We start from the raw sequence: 20,841 nt of genomic DNA, 5'->3' as shown, positions 1-20,841 counted from the left end.
GGATTCGAATGTGTCTGCTGGCTACGTGTGGGATGTGGCGCGGCCTTCGCCAAGACCTCGCGCAGCGAGCACAGCGAAGACCCGCGACCCGCACGGCAGACCGGCACCGGAGACCAAGCGCGCCGAGATCCTCACTCAGCGCACTCTTGTCGGCGAACTCCACGGCGAAGTCCCCGACTTGGGGCCCGGAGGGACCGGGGAGGCAATGCGGCGGATCTCCACCGAGAACGCCACACTCGAGCAGCGGGTCCGGCCACTGATCGCCGACAGCGGCCTACCGCCTGGGCGATTCCAGCAATTCGGGTGAGCGCGAGACGCCGCGCCCAGCGGTGGCCGTAGCCACGGCCCGCACCGCTTTCCTTGCATGCCGCTCAGTGGGGGCCGGGCCGCGCGAACCACGGCGGGGCCCTCCCCGCCGGCGGGTGCCCCAGGCCAACGAGGGCAACTCCCAGGCGGCGGCGACGTCATGGGTCTCCAAACCAGGACCTCGAGCCAGCGGCCTCGTCGTGATCGCCGCGGCGGCCGGTGCGGACGAGGCACCGTGGACCCGGTTGCCCTGCCCGCCGCTTTCCACCGAGCAGCGGGCCAGTTCGCGTTCAGCGGCGAGGACGACGTCGACGCGGTGGTTCGGGCAGGAGGCGAGGATGCCGGCGAGCGCGGTCTGCTCGGCAGGCTGGATCGCGAGCGGCCACCGGGTCTTGATGGCGACTCAGTCGGTGGCGTGGGTGCAGCGGTAGCCTGCCGCAGGTGGCTCCAGGCGGCTGGGTCCTGACGCCTGCCACAACCGGTACGAACGGCAGGCCGGTCTTAGGCGGGGTGGATAGAATTTCTGGACCGGTGGCGAGTCGCGTCTGTCATCTTCTCCGCGTTGGCACTGCTGAGCGCAGGGTGTGGCCTGGTGCCCTCGGATCCGGCCGATCCGCCGATGTTCGGAGCCCGGGTCGAAGACGAGACCATCGTCGTCAAAATCCCGATGTGCCCCACGGACGAGATCCGGCGGGTCGAGGTCTACGACTCCGGTGATGCCGAGCACGACGATCCGCGCATCGCGTGGTCGGCCTCCGAACCCACATCGGAGTGGGCCCGGAACGGGATCGTCGATCCCTGGTCCGGCGAGGGGTTCACAAAGCACTCGAACCCACCGGCCGAGTCCGCCGCCCCCAGCGACATCGGAGTGAGCTACACGGATCCGACCAATGACGGGCGCGATGATGTCTTCGACCTGCGGACCATCTCAACGGGTGGGTGCCAGGCCCAGGCGCGGCACCCACCCGTTCCCCAATCCGCTAGGTACCCCATTCTCGACGGTAAAGGTATCGCAAGCAAACACAAAGGATGGCCGAAGGTACTAGACAGTGAAAGCGCTTACGTTAAGCTTAGGCATCGCTTGACTCCTTCGTTATCGGTCGTGGTTCGGGACGGCTGGATGCCAAGCGGCATTCAGCCCTCCATGCAGGCCCTTCCGGGAGCAGATCGATGCGCCGACGTCACCACGACCGGTCTCACAGGCTTTTGACGCCGGCCCTGCCGGATGCGATTGCCATCACAAATCGGGAAGCAGCAACTCTTATAGAAGTTCTCGAGCACGCCCATGCTCGCATTGTCGAACTCAGCGAGGTGGACAAAGAAACCCTCACCAAGGCCAGTGGTTCCGGTCTGATACCGATACTTTATGCGCGCGCCGGTTTTGCCTCGATCAAAGGGCGTCGCAGCATTCCTTTGCTCGCCGACGAGATCAGCCTTCTCGAGGCTGCGGTGATTAACCTGGAGTCGTATCAAGGGAGGGAGGTCGTTTTGTGCGCCGGCTATCAATTGTTGGATGATTTCGCGAACCGTAAACGGAACGCCTACCCTGTGTGCCACGTGCACGGAATCCTGGCCTTCGCCGGTGAAGCAGAGGACACGACCAGTGGATCGGCAACCCCCTCCCTGGCATGACAGCGAAGGCCACTGAGACACTCAGACCTTCCACCCGTAGCCCGTCGGAGGCGTACTCGATGCGGACGGTGGCACTGGCCCCGGACGCGTGTTTGACTGTGTTGGTCAGCGCCCAGCCCTTCAGTACGGGAAAGGACCGCACGCGCGGATCGTCGCGCGGCTGCCCGGCATCGCCGAGTACCTCCAGCAGCACCTCTCCCCCACCGATCACGGCTATTGGCCCTCGTCTCCCACGGTGGGCACCGTCGTACCCCCGAGCCGGCGCTGCGCCGACATCGCCGAGATCGAGCCGACAACCGCGCCGCCATGGCCGACATCCTGGCGTCCAGGCAGGTTGCCGGCCTGGTCGCTGATCTGGACACGGTCATGACGGCCGTGCACGCATTCACTCCTCCTCCCTCGACAGCCAGTTCGGCGACCTTCGGGGTCACTGTCCCTCCACCGTCCACGACGGCCACACTGCTCAGCCCGTCGCCACCAAGAGCCGTGCAGTGGACGAGACAAGTCCCGGCCGGCGGGCGGACCGACCGTGATGTCGCCGGTCGCAGCGTCCGCCGACGCCTCGCCTGCCGGGGCCACAGGTCGCGCGAGCAGGTCCGCGACCATGAGCGGCCAGTTGTGTCAGGATCAGATGAGGCCGTTCGCGCGAAGCGACCGCGGGGAGGTGCAGGCCATGTCCGGCGACGATCTGCTGGGCGGCGGAGACGCCGGGGAAGAGACGGACATCGAGCGTGCCCGCATCACTCAACGGCTCATCGCCGACGTGCGCGGACTGCCTCCGCAGGAGGTGCCGGACGCGCTGTGCCGAGCCTGCGTCGGGCTGCTTCCCCCAGGCCTGGGACTCTCGGTGTCGGTGCTCGGGGACAACCCGGACACCGGAGTCGTGCTGTGTGCCAGCAACGACGTCTCCACACGGCTGGCGGAGCTTCAGTACACGCTCGGCGAGGGACCGTGCCGGGAGGCGGTCCGGCTGTCCGCGCCCGTACTGGCCTCAGATCTGGCTCGCACCCCGGATGCCGACCGCTGGCCGCTGTTCTCCGTTCAAGCCGTCAAGGCGGGGGCACGGGCGGTCTTCTCCGCACCACTGACGGGTGCCGGGAGCGCACTGGGCACACTTGATCTGTATCGGGACACTCCGGGCTCTCTGAGCAGTGATCATGTGCGGACCATGCTCCTGGTCGCCGACGCGGTCACCCTGGCGGTGCTCGCTCTTGATCAGGCTTCCCCGGACTTCGAAGGAGTCGTAACGTGGCTGTCAGGAGCGGAATCGGACCGGGAGGAGGTGCATCAGGCCACCGGGATGATCATGATGCAGCTGGGCGTGAGCGCCGAGGAAGCGCTGCTACGCCTGCGTGCGCGGGCCTTCACCCAGGGCCGCACCGCCACCGAAGTGGCCCGGGCGGTCATCGAGCGCACCATGGACCTCCGCGATGACTGAGCGGCCGGCACCCGTGCCGGTACCCGTAACCACAGCGCCGGGGAGGCGACCATGAACCGCGAGCGACAGCTGGCGCAGGCTTTCCTCGCCCTGTCGGACACCTACGCCGCGGAGTTCGACCCACTGCACCTCTTCCACAACCTGGTCCACGCCTGCCACGACCTGCTCGACATCGACGCGGCAGCCGTCATGATCGCCGACGCACGAGGCGGCCTCAGGACGATGGCCTCCACCCACGAGGACGCCGCCTTCACCGAACTCCTCCAACTGCAGAACGGCCACGGCCCCTGCATGGACAGCTACCGCATCGGCGAACCCGTGAGCGTCCCCGACATGGCCGCGGAGCGCGAACGCCGGCCCGAACTGGCCACTGCCATGATCGAAGCCGGCTACGGCTGCCTGCAGGCGATCCCGATGCGTCTGCAGGACCGACCACTGGGAGCACTCACGCTGCTGCGGCGACACCATGGCCGCCTGAACGACGACGACGTCCATCTGGCGCAGGCCCTCGCGGACTCCGCGGCCCTGGCCCTGATGCACTGGTCCAGCGAGCCCGCCCGGGCCGACGACGTCATCACCCGCGTGCAGAGCGTCATCGCCTCCAAGGCCACCCTGGAGATCGCCAAGGGCATGATCGCGCAGTACGCGGACACCACCATCGCCGAAGCCTCGCACCTGCTCACCGCCTATGCCAAGCAGCGGCGACTCCGCCTCACCGAGACCGTCCAAGCCCTGGTCACCCGCGACATGAACCCGGCCGCCGTCGTCGAGGCCAAGCCCCGGACGTGACGCGCACCCGTGTCAACCGCGGGGTTGATCGACGGACAGCGGGCGTGGCGTGGCAGGTCTCCCGGCGGTCTCGCCGATAGCGTCGCCGACGCCGGTGTCCGGCCGGTTTCCCGCCGCTCTGCCAGGGCACTCGCATGCCGCTTCTCCGCTCCACGGCATGGCTCTCGGGGTGCCTCCGGTCCCAAGGCATCCCGTCGAGGAGGACGATGACCGAGCTCTCTGAACGTGCCGATCAGGCCGAGTCTCCGACCGCCTCCCACCACTCGGTCGGCCATACGCTGTTGCGCTTGACCCAGACGACGGATCACAAGGAGATCGGTCGCCTCTACATGGTCACGGCCTTCGGCTTCTTCCTGCTCGCCGGCTTGCTGGCGCTGGCCATGCGGGCCGAACTCGCCCGCCCCGGGCTGCAGTTCGTGAACGAGCACACCTACAACCAGCTCTTCACGATCCACGGCACGATCATGATGCTGCTCTTCGCGACCCCGATGTTCGCGGGGTTCGCCAATGCCGTGATGCCCCTGCAGATCGGGGCGCCGGACGTCGCGTTCCCCCGGCTGAACGCCCTGTCCTACTGGATGTACCTCTTCGGCGGACTGATGGTCGTGTCGGGCTTCGTGGTGCCGGGCGGCGCCGCCGCGTTCGGCTGGTTCGCGTACGCCCCGCTGAACAGTTCCTACCACTCCCCCGGGGCGGGCGCCGACCTGTGGGTGATGGGTCTGGTCGTGACCGGTGTGTCGACGACACTCGGCGCGGTCAACTTCATCACCACCATCCTGTGTCTGCGGGCTCCCGGAATGACGATGTTCCGGATGCCGATCTTCACCTGGAACATCCTGTTCACGTCGATCCTGGTGCTGCCCGCCTTCCCGGTCCTGACCGCCGCGCTGCTCGCCCTGGAGGCGGACCGGAAGTTCGGCGCCCATGTCTTCGACCCGGCGAACGGGGGCTCCCTGCTGTGGCAGCACCTCTTCTGGTTCTTCGGCCATCCGGAGGTCTACATCGTCGCGCTGCCGTTCTTCGGGATCATCTCCGAGATCCTGCCGGTGTTCTCACGCAAGCCCCTGTGGGGGTATCTGCCACTGATCGGGGCGACGATCGCGATCACCATGCTGTCGTCGGTGGTGTGGGCGCACCACATGTTCGCCACCGGCGCGGTACTGCTGCCGTTCTTCTCCCTGATGTCGTTCCTCATCGCGGTGCCGACCGGAATCAAGTTCTTCGCGTGGATCGGCACGATGGTCAACGGGTCGATCTCGTTCGAGACGCCGATGCTGTGGTCGCTGGGCTTCCTGGTGTCGTTCCTGCTCGGCGGCCTGAGCGGCGTGCTCATCGCCTCCCCGCCGCTCGACTTCCACCTCACCGACTCGTACTTCATCGTGGCCCATCTGCACTACGTGCTGTTCGGCACCGTCGTCTTCGCGATGTTCGCCGGGTTCTACTTCTGGTGGCCCAAGTTCACCGGGAAGATGCTCGACGAGCGGCTCGGCAAACTGCACTTCTGGCTGCTGTTCCCCGCGTTCCACCTCACCTTCCTGGTGCAGCACTGGCTCGGTGAGGAGGGCATGCCGCGCCGGTACGCCGACTACCTGGCCGCCGACGGCTTCACGCTCCTCAACACCCTCTCGTCGGCGGGGGCGTTCCTGCTCGGCGTCTCCACGCTGCCCTTCCTGTACAACGTCTGGCACACCGCCAGGCACGGACAGCAGGTCACCGAGGACGATCCCTGGGGGTACGGACGCGGCCTGGAGTGGGCGACGTCCTGTCCGCCGCCGCGCCACAACTTCGTGGCGCTCCCCCGTGTCCGCTCGGAGTCCCCCGCGTTCGACCTGCATCATCCCGACATCGCCCAGCAGGCGAAGAAGGAGGGCATGCGATGAAGGTGGAGGCGCTCCTCTTCGGCGGCGTGGCCGCGTTCTTCGCGGGTGCCGCCGCGCTCTACGGCTGGTGGTCCCGCGATCCCGCCGGGACGGCGGCGCTGGTGGTCGCCTTCCTGATGGGCGCCCTGGTGAGCTTCTTCTGCGCCGTGCAGTACCGGCGCAAGGGCCGGCGCCCGCAGGACCGTACGGACGCGGAAGTGGTGGACGCGGCCGGGCCGTTGGAGTTCTTCCCGCCGAAGAGCCCGTGGCCGGTCGTCACCGCGCTCGGCTTCGCGATCGCGTCCACCGGAGTGGTCTACGGACTGTGGCTCTTCCTCATCGGCTTCGGGGTGCTGGCTCGGGGTGTTCTCGGGTTGGTGTTCCAGTACGCCCGTCGGCAGAGCTGATCGGGGCCCGGGGAGCCCCGGGCCGGACGTGGTCGACGGGGCGGTGTCCGCTCTCGTATCCGCCCGCCACGTTCTGGCGCACCTCACCGGTCTCCTCGCCCTCCTCCAGCGTCTCGCGTTCGGCGTCCAGGAGGGCGTGGCAGAGCCGACGCGTGAGCAGGAAGACCAGCACCGGCGCCACCACCAGGGCGATGCGCAGCACCCAGGTGAGCGTGTTCAGTGAGATCCGGAAGGTCTGGGCCACGACGTCGTTGCCGCCGGCCAGCAGCAGAACGCCGTAGAAGGTGATCCCGGCGGCACCGAGACCGGTACGGACGGGACGTTCCCGCGGCCGGTCGCACAGGTGCTGCTCCTGCCTCCGTTCCCCGGTCAGCCGCTGCTCGACGAAGGGGTACAGATACAGCACCAGGAACAGCAGCGCGGGCAGGACGACCGCCGGGAGCAGCACGTTCCACATGAGGGTGTGTCCGGCGAGGGTCGTCTCCCACGGGGGTACGAGCCGTAGCGCGCCCTCCAGGAAACCGACGTACCAGTCGGGCTGGGAACCGGTCGACGCCTGGTCCGGCCGGTAGGGGCCGTACACCCACACCGGGTTGACCTGGGCGACGCCGCCGAGCAGCGCCAGGACCCCGAAGACCATGAGGAACAGGCCACCGGAGGAGGCCATGAACTGCGGGTAGAACGGCTTGCCGACCGCATTGCGGTTCGAGTGTCCGGGGCCTCGCCACTGGGTGTGCTTCAGGTAGAACACCAGGATCAGATGCACCGTGACCAGGGCGATCAACGCCCCGGGCAACAGCAGGATGTGCATGCCGTACAGCCGCGGGACGATGTCCTCGCCGGGGTACTCGGCGCCGAACACGAACATGCTCACATACGTGCCCACCACCGGGATCGACAGCATGATGCCCTGCGCGATGCGCAGCCCCGTGCCGGACAGCAGGTCGTCGGGGAGCGAGTAGCCCGCGAAGCCCTCGGCGAGCGCGAGCACGAACAGCGTGACGCCGATGACCCAGTTCACCTCCCGGGGCCTGCGGAAGGCCCCGGTGAAGAAGATCCGCAGCAGATGCAGGCCGATCGCGGCGACGAAGACGAGCGCCGCCCAGTGATGCGTCTGCCGGACGAGGAGCCCGCCACGTACGTCGAAGCTGATGTGCAGGGTGGAGTCGAAGGCCGCGGACATCCGCACGCCGCGCAGAGGCACGTACTGCCCCTGGTACACCACCTCTCTCATCTCCGGGTGGAAGAAGAACGTCAGCCAGACCCCGGTGAGCACCAGGACGATCAGGCTGTAGAGCGCGATCTCACCCAGGAGGAACGACCAGTGGTCGGGGAACGCCTTGCGCAGCATCCGCCCGCCACCGTCGAGCACGGGCAGGCGCCCGTCGGCCGCGTCCACGAGGCGCTCCCCGGGCCGGCGGACCCGGCCGTCCGCCCGCCGCGCGGACGAGGGCGGTGCCGGCCGACGCCGTGTCGTCCTCATCCGTCCTCCCGGCCGGACCCGCAACGCATCCGCTCCACGCGAACCGCTCCTTCTGCCACCCACCGGACTCGCTCGCTCGCGGCGCCGGCACAGCCGCCGTTCTGTCTGTGCCCCGCCGGAACGGTCGGCGAGTACCCAGCGGCGGCGAAACACTCCTCAGCGGGCACACAGCACCCGATCGGAGGCGGCCGCCTTTCGGGCCGAGGGGCGAGCCCGGGGCCGCTCGGCGTCCGGCCGTGAAGGACTGGGGTGTCACCCCGGTTCGAACGCGCCGAAACTCGGGTTGTGTGAGCCACTGTCGCAACGGCACGTCGCCACGCAGGAGGACTGAGCCATGACCATGCCGATCCCCGTCTACTTCATCCACGGGCTGTGGCTGCACAGCGCCTCATGGCAGCCGTGGATCGACCTGTTCCGCAAGGAGGGCTACGACCCGTCCGCCCCGGGCTGGCCGGGCGACCCCGACACCGTCGCCGAGGCCCGGGCGAACCCGGAGAGCATCGCCGACCACGGCATCGACGACGTCGTGGAGCACTACGCGGCACTGATCGCCGAGCTGCCCGTGCCGCCCGTCCTGATCGGTCACTCCTTCGGCGGCATGATCGCGCAGAAGCTGCTCGGCCAGGACCGCGCCGCCGCGGCCGTCGCGATCGACGCCGCGCAGATCAAGGGCGTCCTGCCGGTGCCGCTTTCGGCGCTCAGGGCCACCCTCCCGGTGTTCAGGAACCCCGCCAACAAGCGCCGCGCGGTGTCCTTGACCGCTGAGCAGTTCCGGTTCGCCTTCGGCAACGCGGTCTCCGAGGAGGAGTCCGCGGCGCTGTACGAACGCTGGACCATCCCGGCCCCCGGCAAGCCGCTCTACGAGGCGGCCTCCGCCAACTTCAACCCGCACTCCGCGGCGAAGGTCGCCACCGGGAACAACGGACGGGGCCCGCTGCTGCTGATCTCGGGCGGCAAGGACCACACCGTTCCCGAGACCGTCACCCGCGCGACCCTCAAGCAGTACCGGCACTCCGACGCCGTCACCGACATCATCGGCTTCCCCGATCGCGGGCACTCCCTGACCATCGACAGCGGCTGGCGCGAGGTGGCCGAGACGGTCCTGGCCTGGCTGGGCCGGCAGAACCTGGGGGACGCGCGATGACGTCGAGCACCTTCGGGCCCGCCGCCTTCGACCTCGGTCTGGCCGGGCGCAGTGCCGTGGTCACAGGGGCCGGGCGCGGGATCGGCCTGGCGGTCGTCGAGGCGCTCCTCGGCGCCGGCGCCCGCGTCGTCGCGGGGTCGAGACGACGTACCGACGGCCTCGACGCTCTGGTCAAGGGCGGCGCCGAACTCACCGTCGTGGAGCTGGACCTGACCGAGCCCGGCGCCCCGGCCGCGCTGGTGGCGGAGGCGGTCGCCGGGTACGGCGGCGTCGACGTGCTGGTGAACAACGTCGGCGCGGTGCGTCCGCGCGTCGACGGTTTCCAGGCCGTGTCCGACGCCGACTGGGACTGGGCCTTCACGATCAACTTCAGGGCCGCCGTGCGGGCCACGCGTGCCGCGCTCCCTCACCTGATCGCGAGTGGCGACGGACGGATCGTCACCGTCTCCTCGGTCAACGCCCGCCTGCCCGATCCGCTGGTCATCGACTACAGCGCCGCCAAAGCGGCGCTGACGAACTTCTGCAAGGCCCTGTCCAAGCAGGTCGGGCCGGACGGCGTCCGCGTCAACACGGTGAGTCCCGGGCCGGTCGAGACCGCGCTGTGGAAGGGCGCGGGCGGTGTCGCCGACACCGTCGGGCAGTCACTGGGCGTCGATCCGGGCGAGGTCGCCCGCAACGCCGCCGGGGCGGCCGCCACCGGGCGCTTCAGCACCCCGGCCGAGGTCGCCGACCTCGTCCTCTACCTGGCGAGCCGGCGCTCGGGGAACATCACCGGCGCGGACTTCCTGATCGACGGCGGCATGATCGACGCCCTCTGACGGACTCCTTCCCTGACACCGGGCCAGGTGGCCCACGGACCGTGCGGAGACCGGATCCGAGGCGCCGTACGGACACCGCCTTTTTCGGAGCAGTACTCTGACCTTCCAGACAGACCGGGTCCCGGGGACCCGGCTGATGGGGGGAACGTGGAGCTCATCGGTCGGGACGACCAGCTGGATCTGTTGCGCCGGTTGCTTGCCGATCCGCGGAGCCACGGGAGCGCGCTGCTGGTCCGTGGGGCGCCCGGAATCGGGAAGACGGCGTTGCTCGCCGAGGCCGCCGCTCTCGCCGAGAGGCTCGGCTACCGGATTCTGCGCACCAGCGGTGTCGAGGCCGAGAGCGACATCCCCTACGCCGGTCTGCAACTGGTTCTCCGCCCGTTGGCCGCGGGAGCCGCCGAGCTCGCCGCGCCGCACCGGCAGGCCCTGGACACCGCCCTCGGGCACGCCGGGGCCGCTGTCCCGGACGTCTTCCTGGTCGGTCTGGCGGTTCTCAACCTCCTGGCCGACGCCGCCGCCGTCGCCCCGGTGCTGGTCCTGGCCGACGACGTCCAGTGGCTCGACGACGCCACGGCCGGCGTGCTGGCCTTCGTGGCGCGCAGGGCCGGTACGGAGCCGGTGGTCATGGTGGGAGCCGCACGCGACGGCTACCGGTCGCGTCTGAGCCCCGACGAACTCACCTCCGTGACCCTGGCCCCGCTCACCGACGGCCAGGCCGCGGAACTCCTGGCGGACCACGCTCCCGACCTGCGTCCGACGGCACATCGCCGACTGCTGGCCGAGGCAGCCGGGAACCCCTTGGCCCTGACGGAGCTGTCGCGCACCCTCGGCGCGTCGGCCGATCCGCACGTCTCCCACCTGCCCCTCACCGAGCGGCTCGAGCGGGCCTTCACCGACCGCCTGGAGACCCTGCCGGACCTCACCCGAGCCCTGCTGCGGATCGCGGCTCTCGACGACAGTCCGTCGCTTCCCGAGATCTACGCCGCGACCCGCCGGCTGACCGGTGCGACGGTCTCGGCCGCGGAGCTCGACCCGGCCGTGCGTGCCCGGCTCGTCCACGTCGTCGGCACCGAGCTGCGCTTCGGGCATCCGCTGATGCGGTCGGCGATCCAGCAGACCATGCCCGGCGGCGTCCGCCGCGCCGCGCACGCCGCCCTCTGCGCCGTACTCGATCAGGAACCGGACCGGCAGATACGTCACCGGGCGGCCGCGGCCGAAGGCCCGGCGGAGGCGGTCGCCGCCGCGTTGGAGGAGGCCGCTCACCGGGCCGCGCGCCGCGGCGGCGTCGCGGCGGCCGTCACGGCCCTCGAACAGGCCGCCGCGCTCAGCGAGGACATCGGCCACCGAGCGGAACGGCTGTTGCGGGCGGCCGACTTCGCCGTCGAGCTCGGCCGGCCCGAGACCGTGACCCGGCTCCTTGACCAGGCGCTCACCGGCCCGCTGTCGCGGCGGCAGCACGCCACGGTCGTCTGGCTGCGCGGTAGCTTCGACGAGGGACTGCACGGCCACGCGTCCGGCGCCGTCTCCCTGACGGCACTCGCCGAGGAGATGGCCGCGGAGGACCGCCCGCTGGCGCTGCGGATCCTGTGGAGCGCCGCGCAATTGTGCTTCTGGTCCGAACCGGGGGCGGAGGGACGCCGCGGGGTCCTTCGGGCCGTGGAGCGGATGGGGTTGGACGAACTCGATCCGTGGCGGCTGGCCATCTGTGCCTACGCCGCGCCGGTCGACCGCGGCGCCTTCGTCCTGGACCGTGCCCGGCACGTCGCGTTGAAAGACGGTGACGACGGCCGCGCCTACCGCATGCTCAGCACCGCCTCGCTGCTCGTCGGCGGCTACGACCTGGCCCGGGCGTTCTCGGCGGCCGGCGGTGCGCCGCTGCGTGTCCAGGGACGGCTGGGGCTGTTGGCCCGCACGGTCGGTGCGGACGCGTGGAGCGCCCTGGTGGTGGGCGACCTCGGTGCGGCCATCGCGGCGACCGAGGAATCACGGAGGCTGGCGCGCGAGACCAGCCAGACGATGATGTACGCGTTGATGACCGCCACCGCGGCCAAACTGGCCGCGCTGCGGGGTGAGGAGGACTCCGCCCTGCGGCTGGCCGAGGAGGCGGAGGAGATCGGGCTTCCGGCCGGGGCGCGTCCGGTACTGGCCACCGCGACGATGGCACGGGGGCTGGCCGCGTTGGGCGCCGGGCGGTTCGAGGAGGCCCTCGGTCATGTCCGCCGGCTTCACGATCCGGCGGACCCCGCCTACCAGGTCGCCCTGCGGCTGACGACCGTGGGCGACCTCGTGGACGCGGCGACGCACTGCGGGCGGCCGGCAGCCGTGCTCCCGATCGTGGCGGAGCTGGAAGAGGTCGCCCAGGTGACCCCCGCGCCGGTGCTGCACGCCGACCTGCGTCTGGCCCGGGCCCTGCTGGCCTCCGACGAGGACGCCGATCCGCTCTTCACGGCCGCGTTGGGCGCCGATCTCAGCGCCTGGCCACTGATCAGGGCCCGGACCCACCTGGCCTATGGCGAGTGGCTCCGGCGCCGTCGGCGCAGTGTCGAGTCCCGCGACCACCTCCGGGCGGCCCGCGACATGTTCGACGCGCTCGGCGCGATCCCGTGGGGGGAGAAGGCCCGCCGGGAACTGCGGGCCGCGGGTGAGACCAGCCGCCGCCGGGCCCCGGACGCCCGGGACCAGCTGACCGCCCACGAGTTGCAGATCGTCCGGCTCGCCGCCGACGGACTGACCAACCGCGAGATAGGCCAGCGGCTCTACCTGTCGCACCGCACCGTCAGCTCGCATCTCCACCGGATCTTTCCCAAGCTGGGCGTGGTCTCGCGCGCCGAGCTGCGGACGGTGGTCAGCGCACTGTCCTGACCACCGTCACATGACGCTCGCCGCCGACCGTGCGGCGCTCCTAGCGTTCCCCTCACAGGGTCTCGACGAGTCGGGGAGCGGTCCCATGGTGGGGAACGGCATCCAGCAGGCATCCGGGAAGTCCCCGGCCATGGTCGGTCGTCACGCGGAACGGGAGGCCATAGGACGGCTGCTCGACGCCGTGCGCGACGGGCTGAGCGGAGCCCTGGTCCTGACCGGCGAGCCCGGAATCGGCAAGACCCGGCTGCTGGATCACGCCGCGGCCCGGGCCGCGGATCTGCGCGTGGTCCGGCTGACCGCGGTCGAGCAGGAGACCGGTCTTGGCTTCGGCGCGCTGCACCGGCTGCTGCGGCCGTTCCTGCACCGGGCGGCCAGGCTGCCCGAGCCGCAGCGGACCGCGCTGAGCGCGGCTCTGGGCCTGGCGAAGGGGCCGCCCGCGGACCGCTACCTGGTCGGCCTCGCGACGCTGACCCTGTTGTCCGAGGTCGCCGCCGATCAGCCCCTGCTCTTCCTGGTGGACGACGCCCAGTGGCTGGACCGGGAGTCGGCCGAGGCGCTCGCGTTCGCCGCTCGCCGGCTGCATGCCGACTCCCTGGGCCTGATCATCGCCGTCCGCGATGCGCTCGGCGGTGCGGGCCTGTTCGACGCGCTGGGCGCGCACGCCGTGACCGGTCTGCCCGAGTCCGAGGCCAAGGTGCTGCTCTCCTTCGGCACCCGGCGGGTGGACCCGGCCGTGGCCGACCGGATCGTCACCGGCACCGGCGGCAATCCGCTCGCGCTGCTGGAACTGGCCGACGCCCTCGCCCCGGAGCAGCTGTCCGGTATCGCCCCGCTGCCCGATCCGCTGCCGGTGGGCCGCCTGCTGAAGGACCATTTCCAGCGCGTCGTCCGAGCCCTGCCGCAGGAGACCGAAGCCCTGTTGCTGCTGCTCGCGGCGGCTCCCGCGGGAGACACGGGGATGATGTGGCGGGCGGCCGGGAGGCTGGGCCTGTCGGCCCGCGCCGTCGAGCCGGCGGTCCTCGCGGGCATTCTCGGCCGGGGCATGCCGACGGCCTTCCGGCATCCGCTGATCCGCTCCACGGTGTACGCCGGAGCCGAACCCGCGGAGCGCCGCCGGACCCATGCGGCGCTGGCCGCCGCCTGCGACGCCGTACGGGACGCCGACCGCCGTGCCTGGCACCGGGCCGAAGCCACCTCCGGGGGCGTGGACGACGAGGTCGCCGACGATCTGGCGGCCGCCTCCGAGCGAGCCCGCTCCCGCGGCGGTCACTCCCAGCAGGCGCTGTTCCTGTCGCGTGCCGCCGACTTCACCGGTGACCCGGGCAAGCGGGCCGAGCGGCTGCTCGACGCGGCGCAGGCCCATCTGGTCTCGGGCGACGCGTCGGCGGCACGGACCGCCCTTGATCTGGCCGGCGCCGACATCCGTGGCCCGGTGATGCGCACGCGCGAGCTGCGGATACGGGCGACCGCGCAGATGTTCGGGGTCGTCGTCGCCGATGTCCCCGCGATGCTGATGGACGCCGTGACCGGCCTCGGTCCGCAGGACCCGCGGCTGACCTGGGAGCTGCTCTGTGAGGCGCTGCACGCCGCGCTGGTCGCCCACGGCTGTACGCAGGGCACGTCGTTGACCGAGGTCGCGGCCGCCGTTGCCGCCGCCCGGCAGCGTCCGGACACCGTCGCGTACGGCCGTGACCTGCTGATGGAGGGTCTGGCCCGGCGCGTGGCCGGGGGCTACGAACACGGCGCGCCCGTGCTGCGCACCGCCCTGGACCGGCTGCGGAACGCCGACGAGATCGGCGACGCGAACAGTCCGTTCGCGGTGATGCTGTCCATGGCCTGCGACGATCTGTGGGACGTCCAGGCCGAGCGCGACATCGCCGGCCGTCTGGCGGCGGCGGACCGCGACGCCGGCGCGCTGTACGCACTGGGCATGACGCTGCTCGTCGAGGCGCGCTGCGACCTCTGGGACGGACGGTTCGCGGAGGCGGAGGTCCGCTACGCCGAGTTCGAGGACATAGCGGCCGACACCGGCTTCCGCGGCGGCGGAGACATCAACCGGCTCCACCTCTTCGCGCTGACCGGCAGGGAGGCGGAGTTGCGGGCGGCGGTGCGCCGGACGACGGAGATGAGGGGCATCGGCCATGGCCTGCTCCAGCTCCTGGCGCAGCACGCGCTGACCCTGTTCGAGCTGGGGCGGGGCCGCTACCGGCAGGCGCTGGAGCAGGCGCGGGCGGTTTTTGACGGCGACCCCTTGGCCTGCGGCAGTCTCGTTCTCCCGCTGCTGGTGGAGGCCTGTGTGCGCGCCGGCGACCGAGCCGGTGCCGACGAGGCCATGGCCCGGCTGGAGGAACGCGCCCCGCTCGCCGGCACCCCATGGGCACTGGGCACCCTGGCGCTCGGCCGGGCGCTGACAGCCGACGGCGGCGAAGCCGAGAAGTACTACCAGGAGTCGGTCGACCTGCTGGGGCAGGTTCCCGTGGCGCTGGAGCGGGCCCGGGCCCGGCTGCTGTTCGGTGAGTGGCTGCGCCGGGGCAGGCGGCGTTCCGATGCCAGGACACAGCTGCGTGCCGCGTACGAGAGCTTCGACGCCTTCGGCGCGCTGCCGTACGCCGAACGGGCCCGGATCGAGTTGCTGGCCACCGGTGAGACGGCCCGCAGGCGGACGGAGGAGACCAGGTTCGATCTCACGCCCCGGGAACGGCAGGTGGCCTCCATGGCCGTTTCGGGGCTGACGAACGCGGAGATCGCGACGCGGTTGTTCGTGACCACGTCGACCGTGGAGTTCCACATGAACAAGGTGTTCCGCAAGCTCGGCGTGACCTCTCGCAAGCAGATACCTCGCGCGATCGGCGCACCGGGGTCCGGTCCCGGTGCGAGCGGCACATGACGGTGTCGCGCTCGCCGTCCGTGACGTCGGGACTCCGCCTGCCGGGGCCCGCGAGACCGGGGTCACATTCTCGTTGCGGGCAAGGTCACAGCCGTGCCCCCTCCTGCTCCTTTGGGGGTCTGGCCTAGCATCCGAGCATGACGGTCCTGCCTGACGACGGGCTCTCGCTGGCCGCCGAGTTCCCTGACGCGAACCTTGAACAGTGGCACGGCCTGGTGGCGGGTGTCCTGCGCAAGTCGGGCAAGGAAGTCTCCGGCACGGCAGCTGAGGACGCCCTGTCCACCGCGCTCGAGGACGGGCTGCGCACCCGCCCCCTGTACACCGCGCACGATGTCGCGCCCCACCCCGGTTTCCCCGGCTTCGCACCCTTCGTGCGCGGCGCCCGCGCCGAGGGGAACACCACCGGCGGCTGGGACGTACGGCAGCGGCACGCGGTCGCCGACAACACCGCGGTGCTCACGGACCTGGAGAACGGCGTCACCTCGCTGTGGCTGGTCGCGGGCGAGGGCGGCATCCCGGTCGCCTCGCTCGGCAAGGTCCTCGACGGCGTCTACCTCGACCTCGCGCCGATCGCCCTGGACGCCGGCAGCCAAGTCGCCTCCGCCGCACAGGAGTTGCTGCGGCTCTACGACGAGCGCGGCATCGACAGGAAGGCCGCGCGCGGCACCCTCGGCGCCGACCCGCTGGGCCACCAGGCGCGTACGGGCGAGGCGTCGGACCTCGCGCCGGTCGTCCCGCTCGCACGCCGGTGCGCCGAGGAGTACCCCGGGCTGCGGGCGATGACCGTGGACGCGCTGCCGTACCACGAGGCCGGCGGTTCGGCCGCGCAGGAGCTGGGCGCCTCGATCGCCACCGGGGTCGCCTATCTGCGGGAGCTGACCGAGGCCGGACTGAGTGTGGAACAGGCCTGCGCCCAGCTGGAGTTCCGGTACGCGGCGACGGCCGACCAGTTCCTGACGATCGCCAAGCTGCGGGCCGCGCGCCGGCTGTGGGCGCGGGTCGCCGAGGTGTGCGGTGCGCCCGGCGCCGGAGCGCAGGCGCAGCACGCCGTGGTGTCGCCGGTGATGATGACCCGTCGCGACCCGTGGGTGAACATGCTGCGCGCGACGATCGCCACCCTGGCCGCCGGGGTCGGCGGGGCCGACGCCGTCACCGTGCTGTCCTTCGACCACGCGCTCGGTCTGCCGGACGCCTTCGCCCGGCGGATCGCCCGCAACACCTCGACGATCCTGGTCGAGGAGTCCCACCTGTCCCGGGTGATCGACCCGGCGGGCGGCTCCTGGTACGTGGAGCGGCTCACCGACGAACTCGCCGAGGCCGCCTGGCGGTTCTTCCGGACGATCGAACGCGACGGCGGCCAGGCGGCCGTCCTGCGCTCCGGCCGCCTCCGCACGGACCTGGCGACGACGTGGGCGCAGCGCTCCAAGAAGCTCGCGACGCGCCGCGAACCCGTCACCGGCGTCAGCGAGTTCCCCTTCCTGTCCGAGAAGCCGGTCGTGCGGGACCCCGCCCCCGAGCAGCCGGCGGGCGGTCTGCCCCGCGTGCGGCGCGACGAGGCGTACGAGGAGCTGCGCGCCCGCTCCGACGCCCACCTCGCGGCGACCGGGTCCCGGCCGCGGGTCTTCCTGGCCGCGATCGGCCCCGCCGCCGCCCACACCGCCCGCACGACCTTCGCCGCCAACCTCTTCCAGGCCGGCGGCATCGAGCCCGTCACCGAGGGCACCTTCGAGGAGAGCGGCGCGACCGAGGTCTGCCTGTGCTCCAGCGACGCGCTGTACGAGGAACGGGCCGACGACGTCGCCGGGACCCTGAAGGCGGCAGGCGCACGGCACGTGTTCCTCGCCGGGCGGCCCGGGCAGTACTCCGGCGTGGACTCCTACGTCTTCGCGGGCTGCGACGCTGTCGCCGTGCTCACCGCCACCCTCGACCGCATGGGAGTGTCCTGATGACCGCCCCTGTTGGCCCGTCCATCCCCGACTTCGCCGGGATCGAGCTGGGAACCCCGGCCACCGACGGCAGCGCCGACGAGTGGCGTACGGCCGTCAAGAACGCCACCGAGGGCGCGGAGCCGGTCTGGGAGACGCCGGAGGGCATCGAGGTCAAGCCGCTCTACACCGGCGCCGACCTGGAGGGCCTGGACTTCCTGGAGACGTACCCGGGTGTGGCCCCGTATCTGCGCGGGCCGTATCCGACGATGTACGTCAACCAGCCCTGGACGATCCGCCAGTACGCGGGCTTCTCCACCGCCGAGGAGTCCAACGCGTTCTACCGGCGCAACCTCGCGGCCGGCCAGAAGGGCCTGTCGGTCGCCTTCGACCTGCCCACGCACCGCGGTTACGACAGCGACCACCCGCGGGTGACCGGTGACGTCGGCATGGCGGGGGTCGCCATCGACTCGATCCTCGACATGCGGCAGCTCTTCGACGGCATCCCGCTGGACAAGATGTCCGTGTCGATGACGATGAACGGTGCCGTGCTGCCGGTGCTGGCGCTGTACATCGTCGCCGCGGAGGAACAGGGCGTACCGCCCGAGAAGTTGGCCGGGACCATCCAGAACGACATCCTCAAGGAGTTCATGGTCCGTAACACCTACATCTATCCGCCGAAGCCGTCGATGCGGATCATCTCCGACATCTTCGCCTACAGCTCGCAGCGGATGCCCCGCTACAACTCGATCTCCATCTCGGGCTACCACATCCAGGAGGCCGGTGCCACGGCCGACCTGGAGCTGGCGTACACCCTCGCGGACGGCGTGGAGTACCTCCGGGCGGGGCGTGAAGTCGGCCTGGACGTGGACGCGTTCGCGCCCCGGCTGTCCTTCTTCTGGGCGATCGGCATGAACTTCTTCATGGAGATCGCCAAGCTGCGCGCGGCGCGCCTGCTGTGGGCCAAGCTGGTCCGGCAGTTCGACCCGCAGAACCCCAAGTCCCTCTCCCTGCGCACCCATTCGCAGACCTCGGGCTGGTCGCTGACCGCGCAGGACGTCTTCAACAACGTGACGCGCACCTGCGTCGAGGCGATGGCGGCGACGCAGGGCCACACCCAGTCGCTGCACACCAACGCCCTCGACGAGGCACTGGCGTTGCCCACCGACTTCTCCGCGCGCATCGCCCGCAACACCCAGCTCCTGATCCAGCAGGAGTCCGGCACCACCCGGGTCATCGACCCGTGGGGCGGCAGCGCGTACGTGGAGAGGCTGACCTACGACCTTGCGCGCAAGGCCTGGCAGCACATCCAGGAGGTGGAGGCGGCCGGCGGGATGGCCAAGGCGATCGACGCCGGCATCCCCAAGCTGCGCATCGAGGAGGCCGCGGCCCGCACCCAGGCCCGCATCGACTCCGGACGCCAGCCGGTGATCGGCGTCAACAAGTACCGGGTCGAGACCGACGAGGCGATCGACGTCCTCAAGGTCGACAACTCCTCCGTGCGGACCCAGCAGATCGAGAAGCTGCGGCGGCTGCGCGCCGAGCGGGACGAGACCGCGTGCCGGGACGCGCTGGACGCGCTGACCCGGGCCGCCGACGGCGACGGCAACCTGCTGGAGCTGGCCGTGCACGCGGCCCGTGCGAAGGCCACCGTCGGCGAGATCTCCGACGCCCTGGAGAAGGTGTACGGCCGGCACGCGAGCCAGATCCGTACGATCTCCGGCGTGTACCGCAACGAAGCAGGGGAGTCCCCGAACGTGGACCGCACCCGCGCGCTCGTGGACGCCTTCGGCGAGGCCGAGGGCCGCCGTCCGCGCATCCTGGTCGCCAAGATGGGCCAGGACGGCCACGACCGCGGCCAGAAGGTGATCGCCACCGCCTTCGCCGACCTCGGCTTCGACGTCGATGTCGGCCCGCTGTTCCAGACGCCGGGCGAGGTGGCCCGGCAGGCCGTGGAGGCGGACGTGCACATCGTCGGCGTCTCGTCCCTGGCCGCGGGGCACCTCACCCTCGTACCGGCGCTGCGCGAGGCGCTCGCCGAGGAGGGCCGGGAGGACATCATGATCGTGGTGGGCGGGGTCATCCCGCCGCAGGACGTACCGACCCTCCTGGAGATGGGCGCGGCGGCCGTGTTCCCGCCGGGGACGGTGATCCCGGACGCGGCGTACGACCTGGTCGAGCGTCTGTCGGCCGACCTCGGGCACGGGCAGTGATCGATCTCGACGCGTATGTGAAGGGCGTGCTCGACGGGAAGCGGGCGATCGTGGCCCGCGCGATCACACTCGTCGAGTCCACGCACCCCCGACACCGGTCGCAGGCACAGGAGTTGCTCACCGAGCTGCTCCCGCACAGCGGCCGGGCCCGGCGGATCGGGGTGAGCGGGGTGCCGGGCGTGGGCAAGTCGACGTTCATCGACGCGTTCGGCACGATGCTGACCTCGCTGGGGCACCGAGTGGCCGTCCTCGCCGTGGACCCCTCCTCCAGCCGCACCGGTGGCTCGATCCTCGGGGACAAGACCCGGATGGAGCGCCTGGCCGTCGACCCGGCCGCCTTCGTACGGCCCTCCCCCAGCGCGGGCACGCTCGGCGGAGTGGCGAAGGCGACCCGGGAGTCGATGGTCGTGATGGAGGCCGCCGGTTACGACGTGATCCTGGTCGAGACCGTCGGCGTCGGGCAGTCGGAGACCGCGGTCGCCGACATGGTCGACTCCTTCCTGCTGCTGAGCCTGGCCCGCACCGGCGATCAGCTCCAGGGCATCAAGAAGGGTGTCCTGGAACTCGCCGACGTGATCGCGGTCAACAAGGCGGACGGCCCGCACGAGCGCGACGCCCGCTCGGCCGCACGTGAACTGGCGGGCGCACTGCGGCTCATGCACGGCAAGGACGCCTTCTGGACTCCCCCGGTGCTCAGTTGCAGTGCCCGCGAGTCGACCGGCCTGGACGTGGTGTGGGAGCGGCTCGAGCAGCACCGGACGCTCCTCGACTCCGCCGGGCGGCTCACCGCCAAGCGGCGGGACCAGCAGGTCGGCTGGGCCTGGGCGATGGTGCGGGACGAGCTCCTCGGCCGCCTGCACGCCGACCCGGCCGTGCGGTCCCTCGCCCCGGACCTCGAACAGCAGGTCAGGGAGGGCCGGTTGACGGCCACGCTGGCCGCCGAGCGGATCCTCGAGGCGTTCGGTCAGGACACCGAGCGCAGGTAGGTGTCCCAGCCGGGCGATCGCCGACGGGCTGCGGGGGCTCTCGACGAGGTCGACGTGGTCGGGGACGAAGATCCGCCGGTGCTCGACAGCGG

Annotated in this window: 15 protein-coding genes; 13 read left to right on the top strand and 2 right to left on the bottom strand. The window is 71.0% G+C overall.

The features are described from left to right. The first annotated feature begins 868 nt into the window (after positions 1 to 868). Both ACIBJB_RS23645 and ACIBJB_RS23640 read left to right on the top strand, forming a co-directional pair. A complete protein-coding gene (locus ACIBJB_RS23645) occupies positions 869 to 1,516 on the top strand; it encodes a hypothetical protein (protein ID WP_398933093.1) in 648 nt (215 codons plus the stop codon). Continuing rightward, positions 1,513 to 1,938: a hypothetical protein gene (locus ACIBJB_RS23640; RefSeq protein WP_398933092.1), complete on the top strand. Its 426-nt coding sequence runs from the start codon at positions 1,513 to 1,515 to the stop codon at positions 1,936 to 1,938. The genes ACIBJB_RS23645 and ACIBJB_RS23640 overlap by 4 nt, the downstream gene beginning before the upstream one ends. A gap of 213 nt (positions 1,939 to 2,151) precedes the next feature. Here the strand turns inward: ACIBJB_RS23640 and ACIBJB_RS23635 are convergent, their stop codons facing one another. After that, positions 2,152 to 2,319 carry a hypothetical protein gene (locus ACIBJB_RS23635; RefSeq protein ID WP_398933091.1) on the bottom strand — a complete coding sequence of 56 codons (168 nt, stop codon included), beginning with the start codon at positions 2,317 to 2,319 and terminating at the stop codon, positions 2,152 to 2,154. A gap of 292 nt (positions 2,320 to 2,611) precedes the next feature. Between ACIBJB_RS23635 and ACIBJB_RS23630 the strand changes: the two genes are divergently transcribed. The 4 genes from ACIBJB_RS23630 (at position 2,612) to ACIBJB_RS23615 (ending at position 6,431) form a co-directional block, all read left to right on the top strand. Then, positions 2,612 to 3,376 (top strand): GAF and ANTAR domain-containing protein, encoded by a 765-nt coding sequence (locus tag ACIBJB_RS23630; protein WP_398933090.1) that lies wholly within the window; start codon positions 2,612 to 2,614, stop codon positions 3,374 to 3,376. Positions 3,377 to 3,427: 51 nt separating this feature from the next. Next, entirely contained in the window at positions 3,428 to 4,165 is a 738-nt protein-coding gene (locus ACIBJB_RS23625; protein WP_398933089.1) for a GAF domain-containing protein, read from the top strand. Between the two features lie 134 nt (positions 4,166 to 4,299). Further along, entirely contained in the window at positions 4,300 to 6,045 is a 1,746-nt protein-coding gene (ctaD, locus tag ACIBJB_RS23620) for a cytochrome c oxidase subunit I (RefSeq protein WP_398933088.1), read from the top strand. Further along, complete coding sequence (locus ACIBJB_RS23615; protein ID WP_398933087.1) at positions 6,042 to 6,431, top strand: cytochrome c oxidase subunit 4; 390 nt, start codon at positions 6,042 to 6,044, stop codon at positions 6,429 to 6,431. The genes ctaD and ACIBJB_RS23615 overlap by 4 nt, the downstream gene beginning before the upstream one ends. Here the strand turns inward: ACIBJB_RS23615 and ACIBJB_RS23610 are convergent. Further along, on the bottom strand, positions 6,361 to 7,914 hold the full coding sequence (locus tag ACIBJB_RS23610; protein WP_398933086.1) for a cytochrome bc complex cytochrome b subunit: 1,554 nt from the start codon (positions 7,912 to 7,914) through the stop codon (positions 6,361 to 6,363). The two genes, ACIBJB_RS23615 and ACIBJB_RS23610, sit on opposite strands and share 71 nt — an antisense overlap. Before the next feature lie 334 nt (positions 7,915 to 8,248). On the opposite strand from ACIBJB_RS23610, the gene ACIBJB_RS23605 reads away from it, so the two are divergent. The 7 genes from ACIBJB_RS23605 to meaB all read left to right on the top strand — a co-directional run bounded on the left by ACIBJB_RS23605 (position 8,249) and on the right by meaB (position 20,749). Further along, the gene (locus ACIBJB_RS23605; RefSeq protein ID WP_398933085.1) at positions 8,249 to 9,058 is read left to right on the top strand and encodes an alpha/beta hydrolase; all 810 of its coding nucleotides are present in this window, start codon (positions 8,249 to 8,251) and stop codon (positions 9,056 to 9,058) included. Continuing rightward, complete coding sequence (locus tag ACIBJB_RS23600; protein ID WP_398933084.1) at positions 9,055 to 9,876, top strand: SDR family NAD(P)-dependent oxidoreductase; 822 nt, start codon at positions 9,055 to 9,057, stop codon at positions 9,874 to 9,876. The genes ACIBJB_RS23605 and ACIBJB_RS23600 overlap by 4 nt, the downstream gene beginning before the upstream one ends. A gap of 147 nt (positions 9,877 to 10,023) precedes the next feature. Further along, the gene (locus ACIBJB_RS23595) at positions 10,024 to 12,738 is read left to right on the top strand and encodes an ATP-binding protein (RefSeq protein ID WP_398933083.1); all 2,715 of its coding nucleotides are present in this window, start codon (positions 10,024 to 10,026) and stop codon (positions 12,736 to 12,738) included. 10 nt (positions 12,739 to 12,748) lie between these two features. Continuing rightward, the gene (locus tag ACIBJB_RS23590; protein ID WP_398933082.1) at positions 12,749 to 15,625 is read left to right on the top strand and encodes an AAA family ATPase; all 2,877 of its coding nucleotides are present in this window, start codon (positions 12,749 to 12,751) and stop codon (positions 15,623 to 15,625) included. A gap of 137 nt (positions 15,626 to 15,762) precedes the next feature. Continuing rightward, positions 15,763 to 17,571, top strand: a complete 1,809-nt coding sequence (locus tag ACIBJB_RS23585) for a methylmalonyl-CoA mutase family protein (protein ID WP_398933081.1) — start codon at positions 15,763 to 15,765, stop codon at positions 17,569 to 17,571. Next, positions 17,571 to 19,763: a methylmalonyl-CoA mutase gene (gene scpA, locus ACIBJB_RS23580; protein WP_398933080.1), complete on the top strand. Its 2,193-nt coding sequence runs from the start codon at positions 17,571 to 17,573 to the stop codon at positions 19,761 to 19,763. The genes ACIBJB_RS23585 and scpA overlap by 1 nt, the downstream gene beginning before the upstream one ends. Continuing rightward, the gene (gene meaB / locus ACIBJB_RS23575) at positions 19,760 to 20,749 is read left to right on the top strand and encodes a methylmalonyl Co-A mutase-associated GTPase MeaB (protein ID WP_280861690.1); all 990 of its coding nucleotides are present in this window, start codon (positions 19,760 to 19,762) and stop codon (positions 20,747 to 20,749) included. Before scpA ends, meaB begins: the two co-directional genes overlap by 4 nt. The last annotated feature ends 92 nt before the right edge of the window (positions 20,750 to 20,841 follow it).

The organism is Streptomyces sp. NPDC050759, assembly GCF_044456945.1.
Classification (GTDB): domain Bacteria; phylum Actinomycetota; class Actinomycetes; order Streptomycetales; family Streptomycetaceae; genus Streptomyces.
The sequence above is the reverse complement of the archived record's forward strand: the minus strand, read 5'-3'. Positions and strand labels throughout refer to the sequence as shown.